Genomic DNA, 24,769 nt, shown 5'->3' on the forward strand with positions numbered 1-24,769 from the left:
CGGAGCTCCAGAGGACCCGACTGGCGGCTCCGGATCCGCGACTTTCGGCGGCAACCCGGTAGATTTAGGACCGCCAAGCAGCCGCCCAGCCCCGCCCAGGAGAACCGAAAAGCCTTGCACCTCAAAAGCCTGACCGTCCGGGGGTTCAAGTCCTTTGCCTCCGCCACCACCTTCGACTTCGAACCGGGAGTCACTGCCGTGGTGGGCCCCAACGGCTCCGGCAAGTCCAACGTGGTGGACGCCCTGGCCTGGGTGATGGGGGAGCAGGGCGCCAAGACACTGCGCGGCGGCAAAATGGAGGACGTCATCTTCGCCGGCACCTCCGGCCGTCCTCCACTGGGACGGGCACACGTGTCGCTGACAATCGATAACACTGACGGCGCGCTGCCCATTGAGTACAGCGAAGTCACCATCTCCCGGACACTGTTCCGCACCGGAGGCTCGGAGTACGCCATCAACGGTGCCGGCTGCCGCCTGCTCGACATCCAGGAACTGCTCTCCGATTCCGGCATGGGCCGGGAAATGCATGTCATCGTGGGCCAGGGCCAGCTGGACCGCGTCCTGCACGCCACCCCGGAGGACCGACGGGGCTTCATCGAAGAAGCTGCCGGCATCCTCAAACACCGCCGGCGCAAGGAACGGACGGTGCGCAAACTCGAGGCAATGCAGGCGAACCTGCAGCGTCTCACGGACCTGACCGGCGAGATCCGCCGCCAGCTCACGCCGCTGGGCAAGCAGGCCGAGGTGGCACGCCGCGCCCAGCGTGTCCAGTTCGACGTCCGGGATGCCCGCGCCCGCCTGCTGGCCGATGACCTGGTGCAGCTCCAACAGGTCCTGGAGCAAGACGTCGCCGACGAAGCCGCGCTGAAGGAGCGGCGAACCATCGTGGGGCAGGAACTGGAGTCCGGGCGCCGGCAACAGGCTGCCCTGGAGCAGCTCGCAGCAGAGGCAACGCCGCGCCTCAACGCGGCCCGGGACACGTGGTACCGGCTGACCGCCGCACGGGAGCGGCTCCGTTCCCTCGGATCGCTGGCCCAGGAACGGAGCCGCGTGCTCGGCTCCGTGGACGACGCACCGTCCGGGGGCCGGGATCCCGAGCAGCTTGAACGGCAGGCAGCGCGCGTTGGCAGCGAACTCGCCGGACTTGAGCAGTCACTCGCGGCCAGGCGGACGGCCCTGGAAGCAGCAACAGCGGCCAAGGCGGAAGCGGAGCGTGCCGCGCAGGCCGAAGACCAGCGACTCACCGCTGAACTGCGGGCGGTCGCCGACCGCAGGGAAGGACTGGCGCGCCTCGCGGGCCAGGTTGGTGCTGCCCGTTCCCGGGTGGAGTCCGCCCAGGCAGAGCTCGGCAGGCTGCGCGAGTCGCTGTCCGCGGGTGCCGGGCGGCGTGCCCGGGCACAGGAAGAGTTCACCGCCCTGGAAAACCAGGTGGCGGGCGTGGAGGAAGGCGAAGAATCCCTCGACGCAGAATACGAGGCCGCCAGCGAAACGCTGGATACCGTGCTGCAGGAAATCTCGGACCTCAAATCAGAAGTCAACGAGGGCATCCGCCGGCGCGATGCCCTCGCAGCCCGCCTCGAGGCCCTGAAGCTCGGCCTGGAGCGGAAGGACGCAGCCAGGCACGTCCTGCAGTCCGGGCTGGGCGGGGTCCAGGGCGCCCTCGCCGGCGAGCTGCGGGTGCGGGCCGGTTATGAAACCGCCATCGCCGCCGCACTCGGGGAAGCCTCCGAGGCGCTTCTCGTCGAGGACCCGTCCACCGCCGAGTCCGTCGTGCAGATGCTCAAGGACGACGACGCAGGCCGGGCCTCTCTGCTGCTGGCCCCCGCGGGCGGACGGCACGAAGACCTCCCAGCGGCCCCGGCACTCCCGCCAGGTGCGCTTCTGGCGGCCGGTCTCGTGGACACCGCCGACGCCTACACCCCGCTGGTGCGGCACCTGCTGTGCCGCACCGCCGTCGTACCCGACATCCGGGCCGCCGCGGCCCTCGTGGCGGAACAGCCCGGCTTGACAGCCGTTACCCACGCAGGGGACGTGTTCACCGCCGTGACCGTCACAGGAGGTTCGGCGAAGGCGCCGTCACTCCTGGAAGTCCAGGCCGCCGTGGACGACGCCGACAGGGAGCTTGGGCAGGTAACCGCGGCCCTGGAGCGCAACAGGTTCGCCCTGGCCGGGGCCGAGGCGAAGCGCGCCGGAGCGCAGGAAAAGGCGGACGCCGCCCTGGACAGGTTGCACGAGTCCGATGCGCGGCTGGCAGCAGTAGCTGAGCGGCTGGGACACCTCAACTCAGTCCTGCGCAGCGCCGTGGGCGAAAGCGACCGGCTCGCGGCCTCGCTGGCCCGTGCCGAGGCCAACGTGGAGTCCGAGGAGCAGGCGCTCGCGGCCATCACCGCCCGGCTTGCCGCGGCCCAGGAGGTGCCGCTTGAGCAGGAACCATCAACGGCGGAGCGTGATGCCCTCGCGAAGGCTGCCTCGGCCGCCCGTTCTGCCGAGGTGGAGGCCCGGTTGTCACTGCGGAGCACCGAGGAGCAGGTGGCGGCCACACGCAACCGCGTTGCCTCACTGGAACGTGCTGCCGCCGCTGAACGGCGTGCCCGCGAGGAGGCAGCCGAAAGGGCACGCCGCCGACGCATCGAGGCCCGTCGGGCCGCCGCCGTCCGGGCCGCAGTGGACTCGGCACTGGACTTCGTGGACGTGTCCGCCGATGTGGCGCGGCACGCGCGTGACGTGGCGGAGGAAAACCGCGAACGCCGGGACCGGGAGCTGCAGGAACTCCGCGCCGCGAACGAGCGGCTGGCAAAGGAGCTTGCCGAACTTACCGACAACGTCCACCGTGACGAGCTCGCCAGGGCCCAGCAGCGCGCCCGCATCGAAGCACTGGAAACGCGGTCTGTCGATGAACTCGGGATCACCCCTGACGCGCTGGTGGCCGAGTTTGGCCCCCACGTTGCAGTTCCGGTTCCCGCGGGGGAGACGGGCGACAAGTGGGCTGCCCTCCGTGCGCCGGTGGACGAATCCGGTGAAGCCATCGTCGAGGGCGTGCCGTTCGTGAGGGCTGAACAGGAGAAACGCCTCCGGAAGGCCGAACGCGACCTGTCCAGCCTGGGCAAGGTCAATTCGCTGGCACTGGAGGAATTCGCGGCACTGGAGGAGCGCCACCAGTTCCTCAGCACCCAGCTGGAGGACCTCAAGGCAAGCCGCAAGGACCTGCTGGACATCATCAAGGAAGTGGATGACAGGGTCCAGCGGGTCTTCACCGAGGCATTCGAGGACACCCAGGCACAGTTCGTTCGGGTTTTCGACCGGCTTTTCCCCGGCGGCGAGGGCCGGCTGGTCCTGACCGATCCCGCGGACATGCTCACCACCGGAATCGAAGTGGAGGCCCGTCCTGCGGGCAAGAAGATCAAGAGGCTGTCACTGCTGTCCGGCGGGGAGCGGTCCCTGACGGCGGTGGCCCTCCTCGTGGCCATCTTCAAGGCCCGTCCCTCCCCGTTCTATGTCATGGACGAGGTGGAGGCGGCCCTTGACGACACCAACCTTGGCCGGCTGATCACCATCTTCGAAGAGCTCCGCGAGTCCAGCCAGCTCATTGTCATCACCCACCAGAAGCGCACCATGGAAGTGGCGGACGCACTCTACGGAGTCACCATGCGCGGCGACGGCGTCTCCACCGTGATCAGCCAGCGCCTGGGCAACGACGAATGAACGGTGGTTGGCTGTCCACCGCTGAACAGTCCCGGCAGGCGTTTAAGTAACGGCAGGTCAGCTCCTTGCCGGCGCGGGGAAAGGGCTCCGGCGGTTGTGAGAAGCTAGGGGAGTGAATGACATCCTTCCCATAATCCTGTCCATTCTCGGTGCCCTGGTGGTTGTCGGAGCCCTGATCCCGGTCCTGGTGAAGACGCGGAAGAACATCAACCGCTACCCGGGAACGCGTGACGCGAACGACCCCGAACTCCGGCCCGGTGGCGGCACCCTCGTGGCCGACGACACTGCCACGGCGGAGCGGCCGGCGGAGCGGACAGCACCCGCCGAAGCGGACCTTGACGGCGTTGACACCACGGTCCCCGACGATGCCGCCGGACTGGAAACCATTCCGGTTGAAACCCCCCTGCCCGTAGCAGGCCGCCTGACCCGGCTGCGCGAACGCCTGGTCCGGTCCAACAGCATCATGGGCAAGGGCCTGCTGGCGCTGCTTTCCAGCGACAAGATCGACGAAAACGTTTGGGACGAGGTGGAAGAAACCCTCCTCCTGGCGGACCTCGGCACGGAACCGACCATGCAGCTGGTGGATGCCCTCCGCGAACGCGTCAAGGTGCTCGGCACGCGCAGCCCGGAGCACGTCAAGGCCATGCTCCGCGAGGAACTCATTAAGGTGGTCGACCCCACCATGGACCGCACCCTCAATGTCCAGCGCCACGGGGACAAGCCGGCCGTCATGATGGTGGTTGGCGTCAATGGCGTAGGCAAGACCACCACGGTGGGCAAGCTGGCGCGCATGCTGGTGGCCGAGGACAAGGACGTGATCCTCGGTGCCGCGGACACCTTCCGTGCCGCGGCCGCCGAACAGCTGGCCACGTGGGGACAGCGGGTGGGCGTTCCCACGGTCAAATCCGACATTGACGGGGCCGACCCCGCCTCGGTGGCCTACGAAGCCGTGAAGGCAGGCATCGACCAGGAGGTCGATGTCGTCATGATCGACACCGCCGGCCGGCTGCAGAACAAAGTGGGCCTCATGGACGAACTTGGCAAGGTCAAGCGCGTGGTGGAAAAGCTCGCCGAAGTGGACGAGGTCCTGCTGGTCCTGGATGCAACCACCGGCCAGAACGGCCTCAACCAGGCCCGGGTCTTCGCCGAGGTGGTGAACATCACCGGCATCGTCCTGACCAAGCTGGACGGCACCGCCAAGGGTGGCATCGTCGTCGCAATCCAGAAGAGCCTCGGCGTCCCGGTCAAGCTGATCGGCCTGGGCGAAGGCGCGGACGACCTCGCCCCGTTCGACGCCGAGCAGTTTGTGGACGCGCTGCTGAACTAGCCGCTAGCCCTTCTTCCGGCCCGCTGCGTCCTGTGACGTGGCGGGCCGAAGTGTTTCCGGCGTGGCCAGCCACGCAAGGACGGCCAGTAGCAGGACCCCGCCCGTGACACCGAAAGCCCAGCCGAAGCCCAGCCGGTCCGCGAGCACACCGGCCAGGACGGGGCCGACGATCGCACCGACGTCGGACGTCATCTGGTAGACCGCCAGTACCTTGCCGCCGGACCGGCCGCTGCCGATTACATCTGCGACGGAGGCCTGCTGGGCAGGACCGAACAGGCCCGAACCGATGCCGGCGAGTGCGGAGGCGGCAAGGAACCATGGCAGGCCCGGGGCGAAACCGATGCCCGCGGTGGCCAGCCCCGCCACCGCCAGCCCCCACATCATCATGGGCCTGCGTCCCAGCGAATCCGCCAGGCGGCCGGAGAATGACAGCGCCGCTGCATTGCCTGCCGCGAATACTGCCAGGGCCAGCCCGGCCGCCTCGGGACCGGCGCCGAAGGCCGCCGCAGCAAACAGCGGGACGGTGGCCATCCGGACCCCGAACGTAGCCCACCCGTTGGCAAAACTGGATGCCAGTGCGGCCCGGTAAGCCCCGCTCCGCAGGGCCTCGCCGAAGGGCATATCCGGCGCCCGGTTGGCCGCCGGTCCGGAGCCGCGCCGCTGGTGGCTCAGCTGCGTTTGGACCACCGCTGCCGCGATGACCAAGGCAGCCGCGTACGCAAGGAACGGAACCCGCAGGCCAAACCCCGCAAGCAGGCCGCCGACGATCGGTCCGCAGACGTTGCCGATCAGGAACGCGGAGGCGTAGGCGCCGGACACCCTGCCCCGGCTCTCCGGCGGCGCCAGCCGGACCACGAGGGCCATGGAAGCGACCGTAAACATCACCGAACCTGCACCGCCCAGTCCACGGAACAGCAACAGCTGCCAATAACTCCCGGCAAAGGCGCAGGCCGCCGTTGAGGCCGCCACGATGAGCAACCCCGACACATAGACCGGCCGTTCCCCGAGTTTGGCGATCAGGGCACCGCCGGCCGGGGCGAAGATGAGCCGCATGAACGCGAAGATGGCCACGATCACGGCCGCTTCCGTATTGCCCACACCGAATGTTGTGGCGAATTGCGGCAATACAGGCGCAACAAGCCCGAATCCCAGCGCGATCAGGAACGCGGCGGCCAGCATCACCTTGATATCGCGGGGAAGCTTGTCCCGGCCGGGCCGCAGGCGGGCCAGGATCCTTGAAGCGGTGCCGCTGGCGCGGGCTTCTGCCATCATGATGCACGGTTCCTTGCAGGGTGGGGCGCCGGCTTCCGGCGGGAGTGGTGAAACACAACCGTAACAAGGCGGATATGCACCATTTACTTCCTAGAGGTTGTTGTAACAGTCCGGCAATCTAAATCCTCTGCGGGCGAAACACGCCGCCGACACACTCGTTACAGGACGCAAAGGGCGTTGGCAGGCGGAGGACTCCGCAAGATTCGGAAGAGAGGACGTGCACCATGGAACTTACCGCAGGTCACGTTTGGCTCATGGTGTCGGCAGCGCTCGTGCTGTTCATGACACCGGGCCTGGCATTTTTCTACGGCGGCATGACGCGTGCCAAGGCAGCACTGAACATGATGATGATGAGCTTCATCTCCATCGGCATGGTCGGCGTGGTCTGGATTCTGTGGGGCGCTTCCATGACGGGCGGCGAAGGCTTCCTGCAGATCGTGGGAAACCCGTTTGCCACCTTCGGGCTTGAAGGCATCGATACGCCGGACGGGCTCATCAAGGCGGGATTCGCGGCAACCTTCGCCATCATTACCGTTGCGCTGATCAGCGGCGCTATCGCTGACCGCGCCAAGTTCGGCGCCTGGAGCGTCTTCGTCCCGGTCTGGGTCACCCTGGTCTACTGCCCGCTTGCCTACATGGTGTGGGGCGGCGGCCTCTTCGGTCCCGAGGGAGCAGTGGGTAAGGCCCTCGGCCCCGCTATCGACTTCGCCGGCGGCACCGTGGTTCACATCAACGCCGGTGTTGCGGCGCTGGTTCTGGTCCTGATCATCGGCAACCGCAAGGGCTTCGGCAAGGATCCCAACCACCGCCCGCACAACATCCCGTTCGTCATGCTGGGCGCTGCCATCCTGTGGTTCGGCTGGTTCGGCTTCAACGGCGGCGCTGCCACCACTGCGGAGCAGGGCGGCCTCATCTGGGTGAACACCTTGGCCGCTCCCGCCGCTGCCATGCTCGGCTGGCTCGTCACCGAGCGGATCCGCGACGGCCACCCCACGTCCCTCGGCGCCGCTTCCGGTGTGGTCGCAGGACTTGTGGCCATCACCCCGGCCTGCGCCAACGTCAGCCCCGTGGGTGCCCTCGGCCTCGGCGTCGTGGCAGGCGTGGCCTCCGCGCTGGCGGTGGGCCTGAAGTTCCGCTGGGGCTTCGACGACTCGCTGGATGTTGTTGGGGTCCACCTCGTGTCCGGCATCATCGGCACCGTTGCCCTCGGCTTCATCGCACTGCCCGCCGACGGTGTGGGCGGCGGCCTCTTCTACGGCGGCGGCTTCGCCCAGCTGTGGGCACAGCTCGCAGCGGCAGGCATCGCGATTGCTTACTCGGCCATCCTGACGGCGATCATCGCGCTGGCCATCCACAAGACCATGGGCTTCCGGGTCTCGCAGGAACAGGAAACGGTGGGTGTGGACCTCAGCCTGCACGCCGAGACCGCCTACGAGTTCGGCCTCTCCGGACACGGCGGAAGCTTCCAGCCGCTGCATGACATGATCACCGGCAAGAACCAGGCAGAAACCGCCGGCAGCGCCGCTGCAGCAGATGCCAAGAAGCCAGAAACCGCAACAGGCAAGGAAAGCGTGGGGGCATGAAACTGATCACCGCAATCGTCAGGCCCGAGAAGCTTGAAGCAATCCGGGAAGGCCTGGAGGCCTACGGAGTGCAGGGCCTGACGGTCAGCGCAGCCAGCGGCTACGGCCGGCAGCGGGGCTACACCGAGGTGTACCGCGGCGCCGAGTACAACGTGGACCTCCTGCCCAAGATCCGGGTAGAGGTGCTGGCTACGGACGAGCAGGCCGATGACATCCTGGACGTCATCATCGCCAGTTCCAACACCGGCAGGGCAGGTGACGGAAAGGTCTGGACCATGGATGTCTTTGAAGCAGTCCGGGTCAGGACCGGCGAACGCGGCGTAGCCGCCATCTAGGACAGTCATCCGGCCGGCCCCTGCCACAGGGGAACGGGCAGACAGAAGCGGGGTGGGCGGGAACCGGAAGGTTCCCGCCCACCCCGCTTCCGCTCTTAAGGAGTGCGGGCCGGCCTCAAAATCAGCCCCCGCTCACTGCCCTTCCCGGGAGGTGGCCCAGGCCGCCGGACCCGCCGACCCGGCGTCGTACCCCTCAAGGGGAACGGAACCCTGCGCCCAGGCCTGAAGTACCGGTTCAACGATGCGCCAGCAATCCTCGGCGGTGTCACCCCGCACGGACAATAGCGGGTCCCCGGTCAGTACGCCTTCAAGGACCTCACCGTAGGGGAGGAGGTCGGAGGCGCTCAGCTCCGCCTCGAGGGTGACCCGGCCGAGGCTGAAAATGTTTCCGGGGCCGTTGACGTCAACATCGAACTCAAGGGTGTCCGGCCCGAAACCGATCCTCAGCTGGTTCGGCGAGTCGACGCCCGTGAAGCCCTGTGGCAGGTGCGGCACCGGCAGGAAGGTGATGACAGCTTCCTTGCGCTTCTTGCCCAGCGCCTTGCCGGAACGGAGGATGAAGGGAACGCCGCTCCAGCGCCAGTTGTCGATTCCAATCCGGATCTCAGCCAACGTCTCTGTGCCGCGGTCCGCGTCCACGCCGTCCTCGCGGGCATAATCGGGCACCGTCTTGCCTCCTACAGTGCCCGCACCATAGCGTGCCCGCCGGGTGGAACCGGTAAACGGCGGCGCAACGCTGGCCGCGCGAAGGACGGCGGCGATGGCATCGCGCAGGTCCCGCTCACCCAGGGTTGCCGGCGGCTCGATGGCCAGGAGGGCCATCACCTGCAGGAGGTGGCTTTGGATCATGTCCCGCAGGGCGCCGGCACCGTCGTAGTATCGCGCCCGGCCCTCCAGTGCGAGATCCTCGTCGAAGAAGATCTCCACCTTCTCCACGTGCCGGCGGTTCCATACCGGCTCCAGGAAGTTGTTGGCGAAGCGCAGTCCCAGGATGTTCAGGACCGTGGCCTTCCCCAGAAAATGGTCCACGCGGTGGATATGGTCCTCCGGAACCAGCCGGGCAAGCGTCCTGTTCAGGGACCGCGCCGACTCCTCGCTGGAGCCAAAGGGCTTCTCCATCACCAGCCGGGTCCCCGCCGGCACCTCCTCGGGCCGCAGAGCCTCGCACGCCAGCTGGCTGATCCTGGGTGGCAGCGCGAAATAGACGGCGGTGGGGCCCTCGAGGCTTTCCAGCAGGGAGGCGAGGGCGCCGGCAGCTGTGACATCGAGCTGGTGGTACGCCGTTTCCTTTTCCAGTGCAGCCAGCGCATCCTTGCCGTCCGGCCCCGCGGTTTCCGCTGCTGCGGCGAAGGAGGACTGCACCCGTTCCCGCCACTGTTCCGGCGTCCAGGGGTCGGAGCCGGCACCCACCAGGCGGAGGCCGTCCGCCCGGCCGGCGGCCACCAGGCGGGCCAGTCCCGGTAGGAGCAGCCGGCCCGTGAGGTCGCCTGAGGCGCCGAGGATGAGCAGGGTCTTGACAGTTGTTTGGCTCGTCATTTTGCCAGCATGCCATCTGGCGTGCCCGACTTGGTACCCTAGATAGTCGAGTCCCGATCATCTCCTGAAAGAAGTTCACGGCGCGTGTTCAATTCACTCTCTGACCGGTTGACAGCAACCTTCAAGAATCTCCGCGGCAAGGGCCGCCTGACGGAGGCCGACGTCGATGCCACCGTCCGGGAGATCCGCCGCGCCCTGCTGGACGCGGACGTTGCCGTTCCCGTGGTGCGGGAATTCACCAGCCGCGTGCGCGAACGGGCGCTGGGCGCCGAGGTATCAGCGGCGCTGAACCCCAGCCAGCAGATCGTCAAGATCGTCAACGAGGAACTCAAGGAGATCCTCGGCGGCGAGACCCGGCGCATCCGCCTGGCCAAGAACGGCCCCACCGTCATCATGCTGGCCGGCCTTCAGGGCGCGGGCAAGACCACCCTTGCGGGCAAGCTGTCCAAGTGGCTGAAGTCCCAGGGCCACAGCCCCATGCTGGTTGCGTGTGACCTGCAGCGGCCCAACGCCGTCACCCAGCTGCAGGTGGTGGGCCAGCGGGCCAACGTCCCTGTTTTCGCCCCGCACCCGGGTGCAACCTCAACCGAGCTGGAGCAGCCGGCGGGCGATCCCGTGGCCGTTGCCCGGGCCGGCGTGGAGGAAGCCCGCCAGAAACTGCACGACGTCGTCATCGTGGATACCGCAGGCCGCCTCGGCGTCGACGCGGACATGATGGAGCAGGCGCGCCAGATCCGCCGGGCCATCGTGCCCAACGAAGTCCTCTTCGTCATCGACTCGATGATCGGCCAGGACGCCGTGAACACGGCCCTGGCGTTTGACGAGGGCGTCAACTTCACCGGCATCGTCCTGTCCAAGCTCGACGGCGATGCCCGCGGTGGTGCCGCGCTGTCCGTCTCCTCGGTCACCGGCAAGCCCGTCATGTTCGCGTCCACCGGTGAGGGCCTGGACGACTTCGAGTTGTTCCACCCGGACCGGATGGCCTCGCGCATCCTGGACATGGGCGACGTCCTCACGCTCATCGAACAGGCCGAGAAGTCCTGGGACAAAGACGAAGCTGCCCGGATGGCGAAGAAGTTCGCCGACCAGGAAGACTTCACCCTGGACGACTTCCTGGCCCAGATGCAGCAGATCCGCAACATGGGCTCCATGAAGAAAATGCTCATGATGATGCCCGGCGCCCAGAACATCCGCCAGCAGCTGGAGCAGTTCGACGAACGCGAGATCGACCGCGTTGAAGCGATTGTCAGGTCCATGACCCCGCACGAACGCGTGGCCCCCAAGATCATCAACGGTTCGCGCCGCGCCCGTATCGCCCGTGGTTCCGGTGTGCACGTCTCCGAGGTCAACGGCCTGCTGGAACGCTTCGCGCAGGCCCAGAAGATGATGAAGAAGATGGCCCAGGGCGGCATGCCCGGGATGCCAGGCATGCCCGGCCTCCCCGGTGCCGGCGGCGGGGCCCGGAAGAACGCGAAGAACGCGCCGAAGAAGAAGGCCCGGTCAGGAAACCCGGCCAAGGCCGCCCAGGAACGCAAGGACGCCGAAGCGCGTCGCGCCAACGCATCCAAGGCCCTGCCCACCGGAGCTTCCTTCGGCCAGCAGTCCGGTGACTTTGACCCTTCCCAGCTGAACCTGCCCAAGGGCTTCGACAAGTTCCTGGGCAACTAAGCACACCTGGCCCAACCAAGTCGCAGCAGATGTCGTTATGAGGGCTCAGAACGACATCTGCTGCTACTTACATGGGATGTCGGCGCCGTGGAATAGGGTTGGGGGATGTTCAAGCAGAGGGTAGTGTTCGTGCACGGCTCGGGGAGCTTCGGCGCCGCCGCCTGGCCCCGGCAGCACGGCATGGGGCTGATGTACGATGCGCTGTTCCTCCGCCGGCACGGATACCACAGCACCGCCGAACCCCTGGAGTCTTCCTTTGCGGAGGACACGGCCATCGTGCTGCGTTCCCTGGCTGATGACGGGCGGGGTGCTGCCGGCGGACACGTGGTGGCGCATGCGCAGGGAGCCATTCCCGCCATGATGGCGGCCGTGGAACGCCCGGACCTCGTTCATTCTCTGACCCTGGTGGAGCCGGCCTGCCTCTCGCTCACCGCGGAGCTGCCCGCAACAGCCGCCCATATCCGGATGATGAAGCCGCTGTTCGACGTCCGCCACCAGCTCAGCGACGAGGACTTCCAGCGGGAGTTCGTCCGGCGCATTTACGCCGCAGACCTGCACCAGCCAGCCACGCCGGAGGAGAAGCGCTCTGCCCGCCGGCTGCGGCTGCAGTCGCCGTCATGGGAGGCGCCACTTCACATCGTCCCAGGAGTGCCCACCCTTGTCCTTACCGGCGGATGGGAACCATTGTACGAAGAAATTGCCGGGTATCTGCGGGAGACCGGCGCCCTGCACCGCGTCGCGGCGGGCGGGCACCGGCCCCACGATTCAGCCGACGGCAACCGGGCCATCCGGCAGTTCCTCGCCGAAGTCAGCCGGAGTGAACCGGCCCGGGCGTCCTAGCCCGGGCCGGCCACAGGCAACTGCCGGTCAACGCCGGCGGCAGTGTCAGCTGCCGGCCGGGACTTTCAGCTCGGGAAGGTACACCTTGCCGCCGGATTCCAGGAACTCCTGGCTCTTCTCCCGCATCCCCGATGCCGCTTCAGCTATCGCGGCTTGGGCTTCCGCTGACCCGTACTCGTTGCGGATGTCCTGGCTGATCCGCATAGAGCAGAACTTCGGCCCACACATGGAGCAGAAGTGTGCCGTCTTGGCGGGCTCGGCCGGCAGGGTTTCATCATGGAACGATTCGGCCGTCTCGGGGTCAAGCGAGAGCGCAAACTGGTCCCGCCAGCGGAACTCGAACCTGGCCTTTGACAACGCGTCGTCCCGTTCGTGCGCCCCGGGGAGGCCCTTGGCCAGGTCAGCGGCGTGCGCGGCGATCTTGTAGGTGATGACCCCGGTCTTCACGTCGTCCCTGTCCGGCAGTCCCAGATGCTCCTTGGGCGTGACGTAGCAGAGCATGGCGGTGCCGTAGCGGGCGATCTCGGTGGCGCCGATGGCTGAGGTGATGTGATCGTAGCCGGGGGCCACATCGGTGACCAGCGGCCCCAGCGTATAGAACGGCGCGCCCTTGCACAGTTCCTGCTGGCGCTCTACGTTCTCCCGCACCAGATGGAACGGGACATGGCCCGGCCCCTCCACCATGACCTGCACGTCATGTTTCCAGGCGCGCTCCGTCAGCTCAGCCAAGGTGTCCAGTTCCGCGAACTGCGCAGCGTCGTTCGCATCAGCGGTGGCGCCGGGGCGCAGGCCGTCACCCAGCGAGAACGCGACGTCGTACCGGGCAAAGATCTCACACAGCTCATCGAAATGCGTGTACAGGAAATTCTCCTGGTGGTGCGCCAGGCACCATCCCGCCATGATCGACCCGCCCCGGGACACGATTCCGGTGACCCTGTTGGCGGTCAGAGGCACGTAGCGGAGCAGCACGCCGGCGTGGACTGTCATGTAGTCCACGCCCTGCTCACACTGTTCGATGACGGTGTCGCGGAAGATTTCCCACGTGAGCGCGTTCGCCTCGCCGTTGACCTTTTCCAGGGCCTGGTAGATGGGCACGGTGCCGATCGGCACGGGGGAGTTGCGGATGATCCATTCCCTGGTCGTGTGGATGTCGTCGCCCGTGGAAAGGTCCATCACCGTATCGGCACCCCACCGCGTGGCCCACTGCAGCTTGTCCACCTCCTCCCTGATGGAACTGGTGACGGCGGAGTTGCCGATGTTGGCGTTGATCTTCACCAGGAAGGCTTTCCCGATGATCATCGGTTCGGACTCTGGATGGTTGATGTTGTTGGGGATGATGGCCCGTCCGGCGGCAATCTCACTCCGGACCAGTTCCGGATCACAGTTTTCCCGCAGCGCCACGAACCGCATTTCCGGCGTCACCACGCCCTTCCGGGCATAGTGCATCTGGGTGACCGTCCGGCCGTCGACGGCGCGGCGGGGCACCGGGCGCCCGCCCCTCCATTCCGCGGAGGCGGCACCGCGGCGCACGGCCGAGCGGCCGTCGTCGAGCAGGTTCCGTTCCCTTCCGCTGTACGCTTCCGTGTCAAACCGCGCCTCAATCCATTCCGACCGGAAGGGGCTGAGGCCGCGCACGGGGTCGCTTCCCGGCCCCGCTGTCCGGTAGGTGCGGAAGGGGGGATTAGGCTGCCCGTTTGGCGACGGTTCGAGCGCGATTTCCGTGACGGGGACACGGATGCCGTGCTCCGGATCATCGATGTAGGCCAGCGAGTGGGACTTCAGCGATTGGGTGACCGGTGCTTCAGGGCTCGCTCCGGCCGGCGTGACGGCCGGGTGGTTTTGGGCAGGGGGCAGCACTGTTTTGGGTGTATTCAAGGAATACTCACTTCCTTCGCCGGCATTACCCGGACAGGTTCGACGGTCGCAGGCCGCGTCAGCCCGATCTCAGCCCCTGCAGGGGCACCCGTGTGGTCAGGAACGAAGCTACCACAACCCCGGCGGTGACAAGCGCTAACGGCCCTGTCATATTTGCCGGTGCTAGCCTGACCGGGCAGGAAGAGGAGGCATCCATGCCATACATCATCGGTTTCAGCGGCACCGTCCTCACGGGACCGGACAGCGAACGGAACGGTCTCTGGTCCGTGGACGGGTGCCTGACATTTACCCGTCCGGAGGCCAGCCCGGACGTTGTACTTGATGGCTGGGTGCTGCCCGGCTTCGTCGACGCCCATTGCCACATCGGCCTGGGCCCTGCCGGGCCGGTGGACGCCGGTGAGGCCGAGGCCCAGGCCCGCGCCGACCTGGACTCAGGCACGCTGCTGATCCGGGACGCGGGGTCGCCCGCCGATACCCGCTGGATGCAGGGCGGCCGAGACTTTCCGCTGCTGATTCGGGCCGGCAGGCGCGTCGCCCGTACCCGCCGTTACCTCCGGGGCTTCGCCCACGAGGTCGAGCCTGAAGGGCTTGTGGAGGCCGTGCGTAAGCAAGCCCGCGACGGCGACGGCTGGGTCAAGCTCGTCGGGGACTGGATCGAGCGCAGCGCCGGCGACCTCGCACCCTCCTTTCCCGCCGGCGTCGTCCGCGATGCGATCAGTGCCGCACACGATGAAGGTGCCCGCGTCACCGCCCACTGCTTCGCCGAAGACACCCTGGACCAAATGCTCGACGCCGGGATCGACTGCATAGAACACGCCACCGGCCTGCTGCCCAGGCACCTGCCGCGGTTTGTGGAGCAGGGCGTACCCATCGTTCCGACGCTGGTCAACATCGCCACGTTCCCGGATATTGCTGCCCAGGCCAAGCCCAAGTTTCCGGTGTACGCCGCCCACATGCTGGCTCTCTGGGAACGCCGGCTGGAGCGGGTGGGCGAGGCATGGGAAGCCGGCGTGCAGATCTTCGCCGGAACGGATGCCGGCAGCGTGATCCGCCACGGCAGGATCGCTGACGAAATCCTTGCCCTGCACGCGGCCGGGCTGCCCGCAGCCCAGGCGCTCAACGCGGCCAGCTGGGCCGCCCGAGCCTGGCTGGGCGCCGACGGGCTGGCAGAAGGGGCGCGTGCCGACGTCGTGCTGTTCCGGGACGATCCCCGGAGGACGCTGGACACCGTGGCGCACCCGTCCCACGTGGTTTTGGGTGGCCAGGTGGTCCGCTAGGAAAACATCCACCCTGCACTTGGAATAAATTGAAGCTTCAAGTAATTTTAACTTATGACAGGCCGTCTCATCCGGACGGCCTCCATTAGAGGGAGCGTTCAATGACTGCAGAAGCCACCAGCCAGGATCTTCTTCCTGCCGACCTCGCCATGGGCACCGTGATGCTCAAGGTCGGCAACATGAAGGTCATGACCGACTACTACCAGCGCGCACTGGGGCTTGAGGTGGTTGCTGAGCAGGACGGCGGCCTGTACCTCGGCCGCCTCGGCAAGCCCCTGGTCCATCTGGCTCCGGCCCCCGGCCTGACGATCCCCGGCAGGGGAGAAGCTGGCCTGTTCCACACGGCCCTCCTGTTCGAGGACCAGGCGGCACTCGCCGCCACGGTGGCCACTGCAGCCCAGTTCGAGCCCCGCTCCTTCACGGGCAGCGCCGACCACCTGGTCAGCGAGGCCTTCTACTTCAGTGATCCCGAAGGCAACGGCATCGAGCTCTACTGGGACCGCCCGCGAAGCAACTGGTCCTGGAACGGCACCGACGTGGTGATGGACAGCCTGGCGCTGCCGCCCCAGCGCTACCTGGAGCAGCACCTCTCCGAAGAATCACTCCAGGGTCAGCGGCAGACCACCGCCGGAGTAGGCCACGTCCACCTCCAAGTGGGCGACGTCCAGTCCGCCCGGGACTTCTACGTAGGAACGCTCGGGTTCGAAAAGACCGCCGGCTGGCACGGGCAGGCTCTCTTCGTCTCCGCGGGCCGCTACCACCACCACATGGCCATGAACGTCTGGAACAGCCGCGGTGCCGGTCCGCGGAAGGACACCCTTGGCCTCGGCGAGGTCCTCATCGAGGTGCCGTCCGGTGACGACGTCGGCGCGCTCGCTGACCGCCTGAAGGTCGCCGGCGTCTCCTCGCACCACACCGGCGCTGAGCTGCGCTTCGAGGACCCGTGGCGCAACAGCATCCGGGTTGCGGTGCGCTGAGCGCCCCTTCCGCGTACTAGGCTGAAGCCGATAGACCGGGGACGCCAGGCAGGTATCCCCGGCGTGCCGGACCGTACACGGAAGAGGTCACTTCCCATGGGTTTTACCGAAATCTTCGTAGCCACCCACGATGCCGCGTTGAAGCGCGCCGGAACCCTTGATGGCGGGGGCGCCCCACCGGCCGCCGATGCGGTCCGGATCCCCGGTATCAGCGACTTCGAAGTGGAGCAGCTCGGAGACCTGGCCGGCACCGCAGTCCACGCCGGCGGCGCCGACTACGAGCTGACGATGGTGGACGTGGCCAGCGATTCCCTGCTGGCCGTCCCGCCGGCAATGGTCCGGGCCCTGGCTGACCTGCTCACCTACGAAACTGAAGGCGAGGGGGATGTCCTCGAGGACGTCGCGGCGCAGTGGGCGGCGCAGGATGACATGCCGTTCGACGCCGGACAGGCGCAAACCTACGTCCGGCAGGTTGCTGAACTGGCCGGCGGAATCGGCGATTCGGAGCGGTCGGGGCTGTACGTCTGGTCCGCCTGACCTTTCCCCGGCGGGGCAATCCGGGCGGGACCCGGCGCCGTGCCCGCGGACGCAGGGTGCCAAGTCGAAATCCTCCCGATGATCTGGCACAATAGACAGGTACTCGATCTGCGTGGCCCCTCTCTCCGCGTCTGGATCCTGTCCTTCGAACCCGCAAGTACGGCCCGCCCCACGGGTGCAGAACGCCGGGCTCACCCCTTTTCTGAAACAGGAGTGACCACAAAAGTGGCCGTAAAGATTCGCCTTAAGCGCTTCGGCAAGATGCGCGCCCCGTACTACCGCATCGTCGTCATGGACTCACGCGCCAAGCGTGACGGCCGTGCCATCGAGGAGATCGGCAAGTACCACCCCACCGAAGAGCCCTCATACATCGAGGTCGCTTCCGAGCGTGCACAGTACTGGCTCTCCGTCGGTGCCCAGCCGTCCGAGCAGGTTGCCGCCATCCTCAAGATCACCGGTGACTGGCAGAAGTTCAAGGGCCTCCCGGGCCAGGAAGGCACCCTGAAGACCAAGGGCGAGAAGGAAGCCTTCGTCGCACCGGAGAAGGGTTCCGTCATCATCCCGGAAGCCATCACCAAGAAGGCTTCCAAGCCTGAGGCAGCCGAAGCCGAAGCAGAGACCACCGAGGCTGAGTAAGTTGCTGGCAGACGCGCTGGAGCACCTGGTCCGCGGAATCGTTGATTCCCCGGACGACGTCACGGTCAATTCGAAGAACAACCGCCGCGGGGATACCCTCGAGGTTCGTGTTCACCAGGATGACCTGGGACGGGTGATCGGCCGCCAGGGCCGCACGGCGCGTGCACTGCGCACCGTCGTGGCAGCGCTGGCCGGGGGCGAGCCGGTCCGGGTCGACGTCGTCGACACCGACCGCCGCCGCTGAGCGTCCGGCAACACCAGTTTTGCTCTCCGGCCCCTCCACCACCTGGTGGAGGGGCCGGAGTTTTTTCACGAACCAACACCATGTGCACCAACCCGAACAGAGGAACATATGCAGCTCCAGGTGGCCCGCATCGGCAAGCCCCACGGCATCCGCGGGGAAGTCACGGTCCAGGTAATGACCGACGCTCCCGGGGACCGGTTCGTCCCCGGCGTGGAGTTCGTGGTGGAGCCGGCGCAGTCCGGGCCGCTGACAGTGAGCAGCGCCCGCTGGAACAAGGACATCCTGCTGCTGGCCTTCGAGGAAATCTTGGACCGGAACCAGGCTGAGACTCTCCGCGGCGCCAAGCTCTTCATCGAATCAGCGGAACTGGACGAGGACGATGAAGACGGCTGGTACGAGCATGAGCTCGTGGGCCTCGAGGCCCGTGTGGGCAGCATGGTCGTGGGCAAGGTGACTGCCCTCAACACCGCGCCGGCGCAGGACCTTCTGATGGTCACCACCCCGGACGGCGAGGAGATCCTGATCCCCTTCGTCGAGCAGATTGTCCCCAAAGTCAATGTCAGCGAAGGCTATATCCTCCTCACCCCGCCGGACGGGCTCTTCGAAGTCAACTCCGGCGAAGCCGCACCGGCGGAGCCGGAAGGCACCGACTAGATGCGCATCGACGTCGTCAGCATCTTTCCCGAGTACCTGGCGCCCCTGGAGCTGTCCCTTATCGGCAAGGCGCGCCAGGACGGCATCCTGGACCTGCATGTCCACGACCTCAGGTCGTTCACCACGGACCGGCACCGTACCGTGGACGACACTCCCTACGGGGGTGGTGCGGGCATGGTCATGAAGCCGGAACCGTGGTCGCAGGCGCTTGCCGCTGTTGCCGAAGCCCGGCCCGGACACCGGGGTAAGCCCGTCCTCATCGTTCCGTCACCTGCGGGTGAGCGCTTCACGCAGGCCCTGGCCCACGAGCTGGCAGGCGAAGAGCACCTTGCCTTCGCCTGCGGACGCTACGAAGGCATCGATGAACGGGTGATCGAATGGGCCGGCGAACACTTCGACGTGCGTCCCGTAAGCTTGGGCGACTACGTCCTGAATGGGGGAGAAGTTGCCGTGCTCGCCATGGTGGAGGCCGTTGGGCGGCTGCTGCCCGGCGTCGTGGGAAATCCCGAATCCCTGGTGGAGGAATCCCATTCCGACGGCCTCCTGGAGTACCCGGTGTACACCAAGCCCGCCGTCTGGCGCGACCGCGAGGTGCCCGCCATCCTGCTGAGCGGAAACCATGGCAAGATCGCCCAGTGGCGGCGGCATGAGCAGTTTCGCCGGACGTCCGAGCGGCGTCCGGACCTGCTGGAGGCGTTCGATGCCGGGAAGCTTCCGAGGGCCGACCGCTCTGCCCTGCAGGAGCTCGGCTACGACATCGTCGACGGCAGGCCGGTCCGACGGCCGGGCAAGGCGGAATCCGCCGGCTGAAGCCGCGCAGGATTGGCTGTACGGGCACTGCTGTGGCAAAATTAGTCCTTGTGTCTGCTGGGTCCGCACCTGCCACAGGGGGAGCGCAACCAACAGCCTGACAACCGGCCTCGTCAACCAGTGAGGCGGCCGGACCACTTAACTTCGGGCGGGATACTCCCAATGCGCCATCGGCGCAGGGCTTTCCCGGCCGTGACCTAAAGTGAATGACCTGTGGCGTTCACCAGGAGTGCAATTATGCATATTCTCGATTCCGTCGATGCAGCTTCGCTGCGCACTGACGTCCCCGCGTTCCGCGCCGGCGACACCCTCAAGGTGCACGTAAACATCATCGAAGGCAAGAACTCCCGCGTCCAGGTCTTCCAGGGCTTCGTCCTGGGCCGCCAGGGTGACGGCGTCCGCGAGACCTTCACGGTCCGCAAGGTGTCCTTCGGCGTCGGTGTGGAGCGTACCTTCCCGGTACACTCCCCGATCATCGACAAGATCGAAGTTGTCACCAAGGGCGACGTCCGCCGCGCCAAGCTTTACTACATGCGTGCACTGCGCGGTAAGGCTGCAAAGATCAAGGAAAAGCGCGACTTCACCTCTGCCAAGTAAGTCCTCCCGGACCTACGAAGGCTGGGCCGCAGTCGTATCCGGCCAGCGCCGGAGCCATCAGCACCAGTGCCCAGGATACGGACTTATGGACCAGACAAAACGCCAGCCCAGGAAACCGGGCTGGCGTTTTGCGTTCCTGGCACTGCTCCTCGCCGTCGTCATCAGCGGCCTGGTCCGGTCGCTGTGGCTGGACATCTATTTCATCCCTTCGGAATCGATGGAACCCCTGCTGGAAGGCGGGGACCGGATCCTGGTGTCCCGGACCGACTTCACCGCCGAACCCATTCGGCACGGGGACGTTGTGGTCTTCGATGGACGCGGCACGTTTGCTCCGCTCAACAGCGGCAAGGGGCCGTTGGCGGACGCCGCGGCCGCAGCCACCCGGTGGCTGGGGCTCACGGGGAGCGACACCACGTACGTCAAGCGGGTCATTGGGCTGCCCGGGGATTCCGTGGTGTGCTGCGATGCGGCCGGGAAAGTCACCGTCAACGGTGAGCCCGTGGACGAACCCTATGTCTTCCCGGGAGACGTGCCCAGCACGCAACAATTCAACTCAGTGGTCCCGAAAGGCAGACTCTGGCTGATGGGCGACCACCGGGCCGTGTCCGCCGATTCGCGAAGCCTGCTGGGCGCCCCCGGTGGTGGCATGGTTCCGCTGGACCGTGTCATCGGCCGGCCCGTCCAGATCGTCTGGCCGCTTGATAGATTTGCTCCAGTACCAAGGCCGGCTGCGGCTGCACCAACCCCAGAGAACGGACAGTAGATGCCCGAGAACCACGCGCGGACACCCGAACCGCGGCGCGATGGAGCCGCGGACGAGCCCGCCGGGCAGACACCCGAAGCAGCAGCCGCGGCCCCGGATTCAACGCCTGACACCGGGACCGAAGCAGGGCGCGGCAACGCAGAGCCCGCGCAGGCCCCCAGCCGCTCGGCTGCCAAAGCCGCGGGCAAGCCAGCCGGCAAGGACTCGGGCAGCCCGGTGTTTGCCTGGCTCAAGGAAGTAGCCACAGTGGTGGTGATCGCCGTCGTGCTGTCCTTCCTCATCAAGACCTTCCTGTTCCGCGCGTTCTTCATCCCCTCCGAGTCCATGGTGAACACCCTGGACATTGACGACCGGATCTTCGTCAACCTCCTGGTGCCTGAACCCTTCGCCCTCAACCGCGGAGACGTCGTCGTATTCCGTGACACGAAGGGCTGGCTCCCGCCGGCAGCACCCGAGGCAAAGGGACCCTTTACCTGGGTGCAGGACGGGCTGACATTCGTTGGCCTGCTCCCCGACAACACAGACCAGCACCTCGTCAAACGGGTCATCGGCCTGCCCGGCGACCATGTGGTCTGCTGCGACGCCGGCGGTAAACTGACCATCAACGGCACCGCGGTCGATGAAACCTATGTCAACCCGGCAGAAGTCCCGCAGGTCCGCAACTTCGACGTCACGGTCCCGGAAGGCAAGGTGTGGGTGATGGGCGACAACCGGAACCACTCCGCCGACTCCCGCGCCCACATGGAGTCTGATGGCGGCTTCATCGACCTCAGCGACCTTGAAGGCAAAGCAGCGGTGATCGCCTGGCCGCTCAACCGCATCACCACCCTCGGCAATTATCCGGACGTCTTCCGCAACGTCCCCGCCGCGCCCTGACCATGACCCAGGCAGTACAGGCCGGGACGGTCAAGGCGCCCGCCAAGCCGAGGTCCGGATCACCGAAGGTCACGGGCCGCGGCAAGGCGCCCACACTGCGCCACGAGCGGACCTTCAAGGCGCAGGGCGTGCGGCTTCTTGCGGGGGTAGACGAGGTGGGCCGCGGGGCATTGGCCGGTCCGGTAAGCGTGGGGATTGCCGTCGTCGACCTTGAACGCCAGAAGTCCCTGGCAGGCGTCCGCGACAGCAAGCTCCTCAGCGCCCCGGAGCGGGAGCGGCTGGAGCCGTTGGTACGCCGCTGGAGCGTGGCCTCCGCGGTGGGGCACGCCTCGGCGCACGAGATTGACGCCTTGGGAATCATTGCGGCCCTGCGGCTGGCGGGAACGCGCGCCTGGCAGGACATCCTGTCGGCCGGGGTCATTCCGGACATGGTGCTGCTGGACGGAAGCCACAACTGGCTGTCCCCGGCAGGGCAGCTGTCGCTCTTTGACCAGGAGGTGCCGGAGGCAGCATGCGACGCTCCGGTGCACACCAAGGTCAAAGCGGACATGCAGTGCCTGAGCGTGGCTGCTGCCAGCGTCATCGCCAAGGTGGAGCGGGACCGGACCATGCGTGAACTTCACGCCGAGTACCCCGACTTTGGCTGGGACATCAACAAGGGCTACGCCACGGTGCTGCACCGCGATGTGCTGCGTACCGCCGGACCCACTCCCTACCACCGGGTGAGCTGGCGCCTCCTGGGCGGGGAACTGCAGGGCACCGGCGACATGCCGGACGGAGTCTGACTCCTTTTCCGGGTCTGCCCAGAGCCTGCTCCCGGGCCGTTGCGGCTCCGGCACCGTCGGACATGGTGCAAGATGGAAGCATGAGTGCCGAGGACCTTGAAAACTATGAGACCGACATGGAGCTGCAGCTCTACCGTGAATACCGCGACGTTGTCGGACTGTTCAGCTACGTAGTCGAGACTGAACGGCGCTTTTACCTGGCCAACCACGTGGACCTGCAGGCCCGCAGCGCCGATGGCGAGGTCTACTTCGACCTGACCCTGTCTGATGCATGGGTCTGGGATGTCTACCGGTCCGCACGGTTTGTCAAGAGCGTCCGCGTCCTGACCTTCAAGGACGTCAACGTGGAAGAACTTCCGCGGAACGAGGAACTGGCACTGCCGAAAGACGTAGACCTGGGCAACTAGGGCACGCAGGTTCCAGTACCGCCACGGAGTCCGTGGCGCCTGGTCCTCCACGTGGACTATCCCTCCACACCACCGCCGTCATGCACATAGGGGATGAGCTCCCTGTCCTCCGCAACCTCACGCCCTCAGGCTGGTTGCGGAGGTAGAAATGAAAGCCAAAGATTTACTGGGCCGGCATGGCGAAGACCTCGCCGTCGGTTATCTTGAGACCCTCGGCATGCTGATAGTGGAGCGCAACTGGCGCTGCAGCGAGGGCGAAATCGACGTCGTCGCGCTGGACGGGGACGTGCTGGTCATCGCCGAGGTGAAGACGCGCCGGTCCCTTGATTACGGCCACCCGTTTGAGGCAGTGGGACCGGACAAGCTTGCCCGGCTGCACCGGCTCGGCGCAGCCTGGTGCCGGGACCGTGAGCTGAGGATGCCGCTGCGGCGCGTGGACGTCATCGCGGTGGTGGACGACGGCGGCGGCAGCCCCGTGCTGGAACACCTCAAGGGGGTGGGCTGAATGGCGCTCGGACGAACCTGGTCGGTGGCGCTGGTGGGCCTGAACGGGTACATGGTTGAGGTGGAAGCCGATATTGGCCAGAGCCTTCCCGCATTCGTGATTCTGGGACTTCCGGATGCGGCGCTGAACGAAGCCCGGGAACGCATCCGCTCCGCGGCAAAGAATTCGGGGATACCGCTCAGCCGCCGCAAGATCACCGCAAACCTTATTCCCGCTTCGTTGCCCAAGCGCGGTTCCGGCTTCGATCTGGCTGTAGCCATGGCGGCGCTCCGGGCGGCCAATGACATCCGGCCCACAGGGCGCACCGTTTTCATCGCCGAACTGGGCCTTGACGGCAGGCTCAGGCCTGTCCGCGGCGTACTCCCCGCGGTCATGGCGGCCGTGCAGGCCGGGTACCCCGATGTTGTGGTGGCGCAGGCAAACCTCGCCGAAGCTTCGCTGGTGCCCGGAGCCAACGTCAGCGGGTACCGGACCCTGGCACGGCTCGTCCTGGATTTCGGTGCCGACCCCCAGGAGCTTGCGCTGGACTTTGAGCCCGACGACGCCGACGACGATCCAGGTGCGTCCGGGGAAGCGGCCCCTTGCCCGGACATGGCAGACGTGTCCGGGCAGGGAGAGGCCCGCAGGGCGTTGGAAGTGGCGGCGGCAGGCGCCCACCACCTGCTGCTCACCGGGCCGCCCGGAGCCGGGAAGACCATGCTGGCGGAGCGGCTGCCAGGGATCCTGCCGGACCTGGAAGACCACGAATCCATGGAGGTGACGGCCATCCATTCCCTCTGCGGACTGCCCTCGTCGCAGGTCCAGCTGCTGCGGCGGCCGCCCTTTGAGAACCCGCACCACACAGCTACCGCCGCGGCCATTATTGGTGGCGGTTCCGGCCTGCCTCGGCCCGGGGCAGCATCCCGCGCCCACCGTGGTGTGCTCTTCCTCGACGAGGCGCCCGAGTATGAACGCAGGGTGCTCGATGCGCTGCGGCAGCCGCTGGAAAGCGGCGAGCTGGTGATCCACCGGTCGGCAGGGACAGCAGCCTACCCTGCACGGTTCCAATTGGTGCTCGCAGCCAATCCCTGCCCCTGCGGTAAGGCTTCAGGGAAAGGGCTGGATTGCACCTGCACACCGATAATGCGGCGCCGGTACCTTGCCAGGATGTCTGGGCCCCTGCTGGACCGGGTGGACATCCAGCTGCAGGTGGAGCGTGTTTCGCTTGCTGACTTCGGGCAGGGAGGCGCCGAGGAAGACACCGCATCAGTGGCCCGTCGGGTCAGGGACGCACGCCAACGCCAGGTACAGCGGCTTGGTCCGCTCGGGCTGGAGACGAACTCCCAGGTGTCGGGCCGGGTCCTCCGCGGCGAGCTGCGGTTGGCGCCTGGGGTTACCCGGATTCTGGACCACTCGCTGGAACGCGGGATACTGACGGCACGGGGATACGACCGGGTCCTCCGGCTGGCGTGGACGCTTGCTGACCTTGGGCTCAGGGACGCTCCGGACGCCAACGACGTCGGGCAGGCACTGGCCCTGCGGCAGGCAACGGCGGCCGCGGCATGACCGGCGCCAATGAAGCAA

23 protein-coding genes and 1 riboswitch are annotated in these 24,769 nt (G+C 66.8%); of the genes, 20 read left to right on the forward strand and 3 right to left on the reverse strand.

Annotated elements, in window-relative coordinates; all coding sequences use genetic code 11:
• The first annotated feature begins 114 nt into the window (after nucleotides 1-114).
• Both smc and ftsY read left to right on the forward strand, forming a co-directional pair.
• Complete coding sequence (gene smc, locus OVA06_RS07000; RefSeq protein ID WP_268157231.1) at nucleotides 115-3,702, forward strand: chromosome segregation protein SMC; 3,588 nt, start codon at nucleotides 115-117, stop codon at nucleotides 3,700-3,702.
• Between the two features lie 112 nt (nucleotides 3,703-3,814).
• Nucleotides 3,815-5,029 (forward strand): signal recognition particle-docking protein FtsY, encoded by a 1,215-nt coding sequence (ftsY, locus tag OVA06_RS07005; RefSeq protein ID WP_056085331.1) that lies wholly within the window; start codon nucleotides 3,815-3,817, stop codon nucleotides 5,027-5,029.
• Nucleotides 5,030-5,032: 3 nt separating this feature from the next.
• Here the strand turns inward: ftsY and OVA06_RS07010 are convergent, their stop codons facing one another.
• Entirely contained in the window at nucleotides 5,033-6,301 is a 1,269-nt protein-coding gene (locus OVA06_RS07010; RefSeq protein ID WP_442793532.1) for an MFS transporter, read from the reverse strand.
• Nucleotides 6,302-6,525: 224 nt separating this feature from the next.
• On the opposite strand from OVA06_RS07010, the gene OVA06_RS07015 reads away from it, so the two are divergent.
• Nucleotides 6,526-7,884 carry an ammonium transporter gene (locus tag OVA06_RS07015; protein ID WP_056085333.1) on the forward strand — a complete coding sequence of 453 codons (1,359 nt, stop codon included), beginning with the start codon at nucleotides 6,526-6,528 and terminating at the stop codon, nucleotides 7,882-7,884.
• A complete protein-coding gene (locus OVA06_RS07020; protein WP_015937412.1) occupies nucleotides 7,881-8,219 on the forward strand; it encodes a P-II family nitrogen regulator in 339 nt (112 codons plus the stop codon). Before OVA06_RS07015 ends, OVA06_RS07020 begins: the two co-directional genes overlap by 4 nt.
• A gap of 132 nt (nucleotides 8,220-8,351) precedes the next feature.
• Here OVA06_RS07020 and OVA06_RS07025 read toward each other — a convergent pair whose 3' ends face one another.
• Nucleotides 8,352-9,755, reverse strand: coding sequence for a glucose-6-phosphate dehydrogenase (locus OVA06_RS07025; protein WP_268157235.1), 1,404 nt, complete (start codon nucleotides 9,753-9,755; stop codon nucleotides 8,352-8,354).
• Nucleotides 9,756-9,839: 84 nt separating this feature from the next.
• Between OVA06_RS07025 and ffh the strand changes: the two genes are divergently transcribed.
• Complete coding sequence (ffh, locus tag OVA06_RS07030; RefSeq protein WP_056085337.1) at nucleotides 9,840-11,423, forward strand: signal recognition particle protein; 1,584 nt, start codon at nucleotides 9,840-9,842, stop codon at nucleotides 11,421-11,423.
• A 105-nt stretch (nucleotides 11,424-11,528) separates the two neighbouring features.
• The gene (locus OVA06_RS07035; RefSeq protein ID WP_268157238.1) at nucleotides 11,529-12,263 is read left to right on the forward strand and encodes an alpha/beta fold hydrolase; all 735 of its coding nucleotides are present in this window, start codon (nucleotides 11,529-11,531) and stop codon (nucleotides 12,261-12,263) included.
• Between the two features lie 45 nt (nucleotides 12,264-12,308).
• On the opposite strand, the gene thiC is transcribed toward OVA06_RS07035, so the two are convergent.
• A complete protein-coding gene (gene thiC / locus OVA06_RS07040; RefSeq protein WP_326493573.1) occupies nucleotides 12,309-14,138 on the reverse strand; it encodes a phosphomethylpyrimidine synthase ThiC in 1,830 nt (609 codons plus the stop codon).
• Nucleotides 14,133-14,240: riboswitch (TPP riboswitch) on the reverse strand. It overlaps the preceding gene by 6 nt.
• Before the next feature lie 92 nt (nucleotides 14,241-14,332).
• Between thiC and OVA06_RS07045 the strand changes: the two genes are divergently transcribed.
• From OVA06_RS07045 to OVA06_RS07110, 14 genes are all read left to right on the forward strand, one after another.
• On the forward strand, nucleotides 14,333-15,415 hold the full coding sequence (locus OVA06_RS07045) for an amidohydrolase family protein (protein WP_268157240.1): 1,083 nt from the start codon (nucleotides 14,333-14,335) through the stop codon (nucleotides 15,413-15,415).
• Between the two features lie 101 nt (nucleotides 15,416-15,516).
• Nucleotides 15,517-16,392, forward strand: coding sequence for a VOC family protein (locus OVA06_RS07050; RefSeq protein WP_056085344.1), 876 nt, complete (start codon nucleotides 15,517-15,519; stop codon nucleotides 16,390-16,392).
• Nucleotides 16,393-16,488: 96 nt separating this feature from the next.
• A complete protein-coding gene (locus tag OVA06_RS07055; RefSeq protein ID WP_268157242.1) occupies nucleotides 16,489-16,929 on the forward strand; it encodes a hypothetical protein in 441 nt (146 codons plus the stop codon).
• A 225-nt stretch (nucleotides 16,930-17,154) separates the two neighbouring features.
• On the forward strand, nucleotides 17,155-17,565 hold the full coding sequence (rpsP, locus tag OVA06_RS07060; protein ID WP_056085347.1) for a 30S ribosomal protein S16: 411 nt from the start codon (nucleotides 17,155-17,157) through the stop codon (nucleotides 17,563-17,565).
• A gap of 1 nt (nucleotide 17,566) precedes the next feature.
• The gene (locus OVA06_RS07065) at nucleotides 17,567-17,809 is read left to right on the forward strand and encodes an RNA-binding protein (RefSeq protein WP_015937404.1); all 243 of its coding nucleotides are present in this window, start codon (nucleotides 17,567-17,569) and stop codon (nucleotides 17,807-17,809) included.
• A gap of 108 nt (nucleotides 17,810-17,917) precedes the next feature.
• Nucleotides 17,918-18,463, forward strand: a complete 546-nt coding sequence (gene rimM, locus OVA06_RS07070) for a ribosome maturation factor RimM (RefSeq protein ID WP_268157245.1) — start codon at nucleotides 17,918-17,920, stop codon at nucleotides 18,461-18,463.
• Entirely contained in the window at nucleotides 18,464-19,273 is an 810-nt protein-coding gene (gene trmD / locus OVA06_RS07075; protein ID WP_261621042.1) for a tRNA (guanosine(37)-N1)-methyltransferase TrmD, read from the forward strand.
• A gap of 237 nt (nucleotides 19,274-19,510) precedes the next feature.
• On the forward strand, nucleotides 19,511-19,870 hold the full coding sequence (rplS, locus tag OVA06_RS07080; RefSeq protein ID WP_015937401.1) for a 50S ribosomal protein L19: 360 nt from the start codon (nucleotides 19,511-19,513) through the stop codon (nucleotides 19,868-19,870).
• Nucleotides 19,871-19,955: 85 nt separating this feature from the next.
• On the forward strand, nucleotides 19,956-20,633 hold the full coding sequence (lepB, locus tag OVA06_RS07085) for a signal peptidase I (protein ID WP_268157247.1): 678 nt from the start codon (nucleotides 19,956-19,958) through the stop codon (nucleotides 20,631-20,633).
• Complete coding sequence (gene lepB / locus OVA06_RS07090) at nucleotides 20,634-21,509, forward strand: signal peptidase I (protein WP_268157249.1); 876 nt, start codon at nucleotides 20,634-20,636, stop codon at nucleotides 21,507-21,509.
• 2 nt (nucleotides 21,510-21,511) lie between these two features.
• On the forward strand, nucleotides 21,512-22,294 hold the full coding sequence (locus OVA06_RS07095; RefSeq protein WP_268157250.1) for a ribonuclease HII: 783 nt from the start codon (nucleotides 21,512-21,514) through the stop codon (nucleotides 22,292-22,294).
• Between the two features lie 80 nt (nucleotides 22,295-22,374).
• Nucleotides 22,375-22,701, forward strand: a complete 327-nt coding sequence (locus OVA06_RS07100) for a DUF2469 domain-containing protein (protein ID WP_015937397.1) — start codon at nucleotides 22,375-22,377, stop codon at nucleotides 22,699-22,701.
• Between the two features lie 148 nt (nucleotides 22,702-22,849).
• Nucleotides 22,850-23,206, forward strand: coding sequence for a YraN family protein (locus OVA06_RS07105; RefSeq protein ID WP_268157253.1), 357 nt, complete (start codon nucleotides 22,850-22,852; stop codon nucleotides 23,204-23,206).
• On the forward strand, nucleotides 23,207-24,751 hold the full coding sequence (locus OVA06_RS07110; protein WP_268157256.1) for a YifB family Mg chelatase-like AAA ATPase: 1,545 nt from the start codon (nucleotides 23,207-23,209) through the stop codon (nucleotides 24,749-24,751). It begins immediately after the preceding gene.
• Nucleotides 24,752-24,769 lie beyond the last annotated feature (18 nt).

This window comes from Pseudarthrobacter sp. SL88 (assembly GCF_026672455.1).
Taxonomy (GTDB): domain Bacteria; phylum Actinomycetota; class Actinomycetes; order Actinomycetales; family Micrococcaceae; genus Arthrobacter.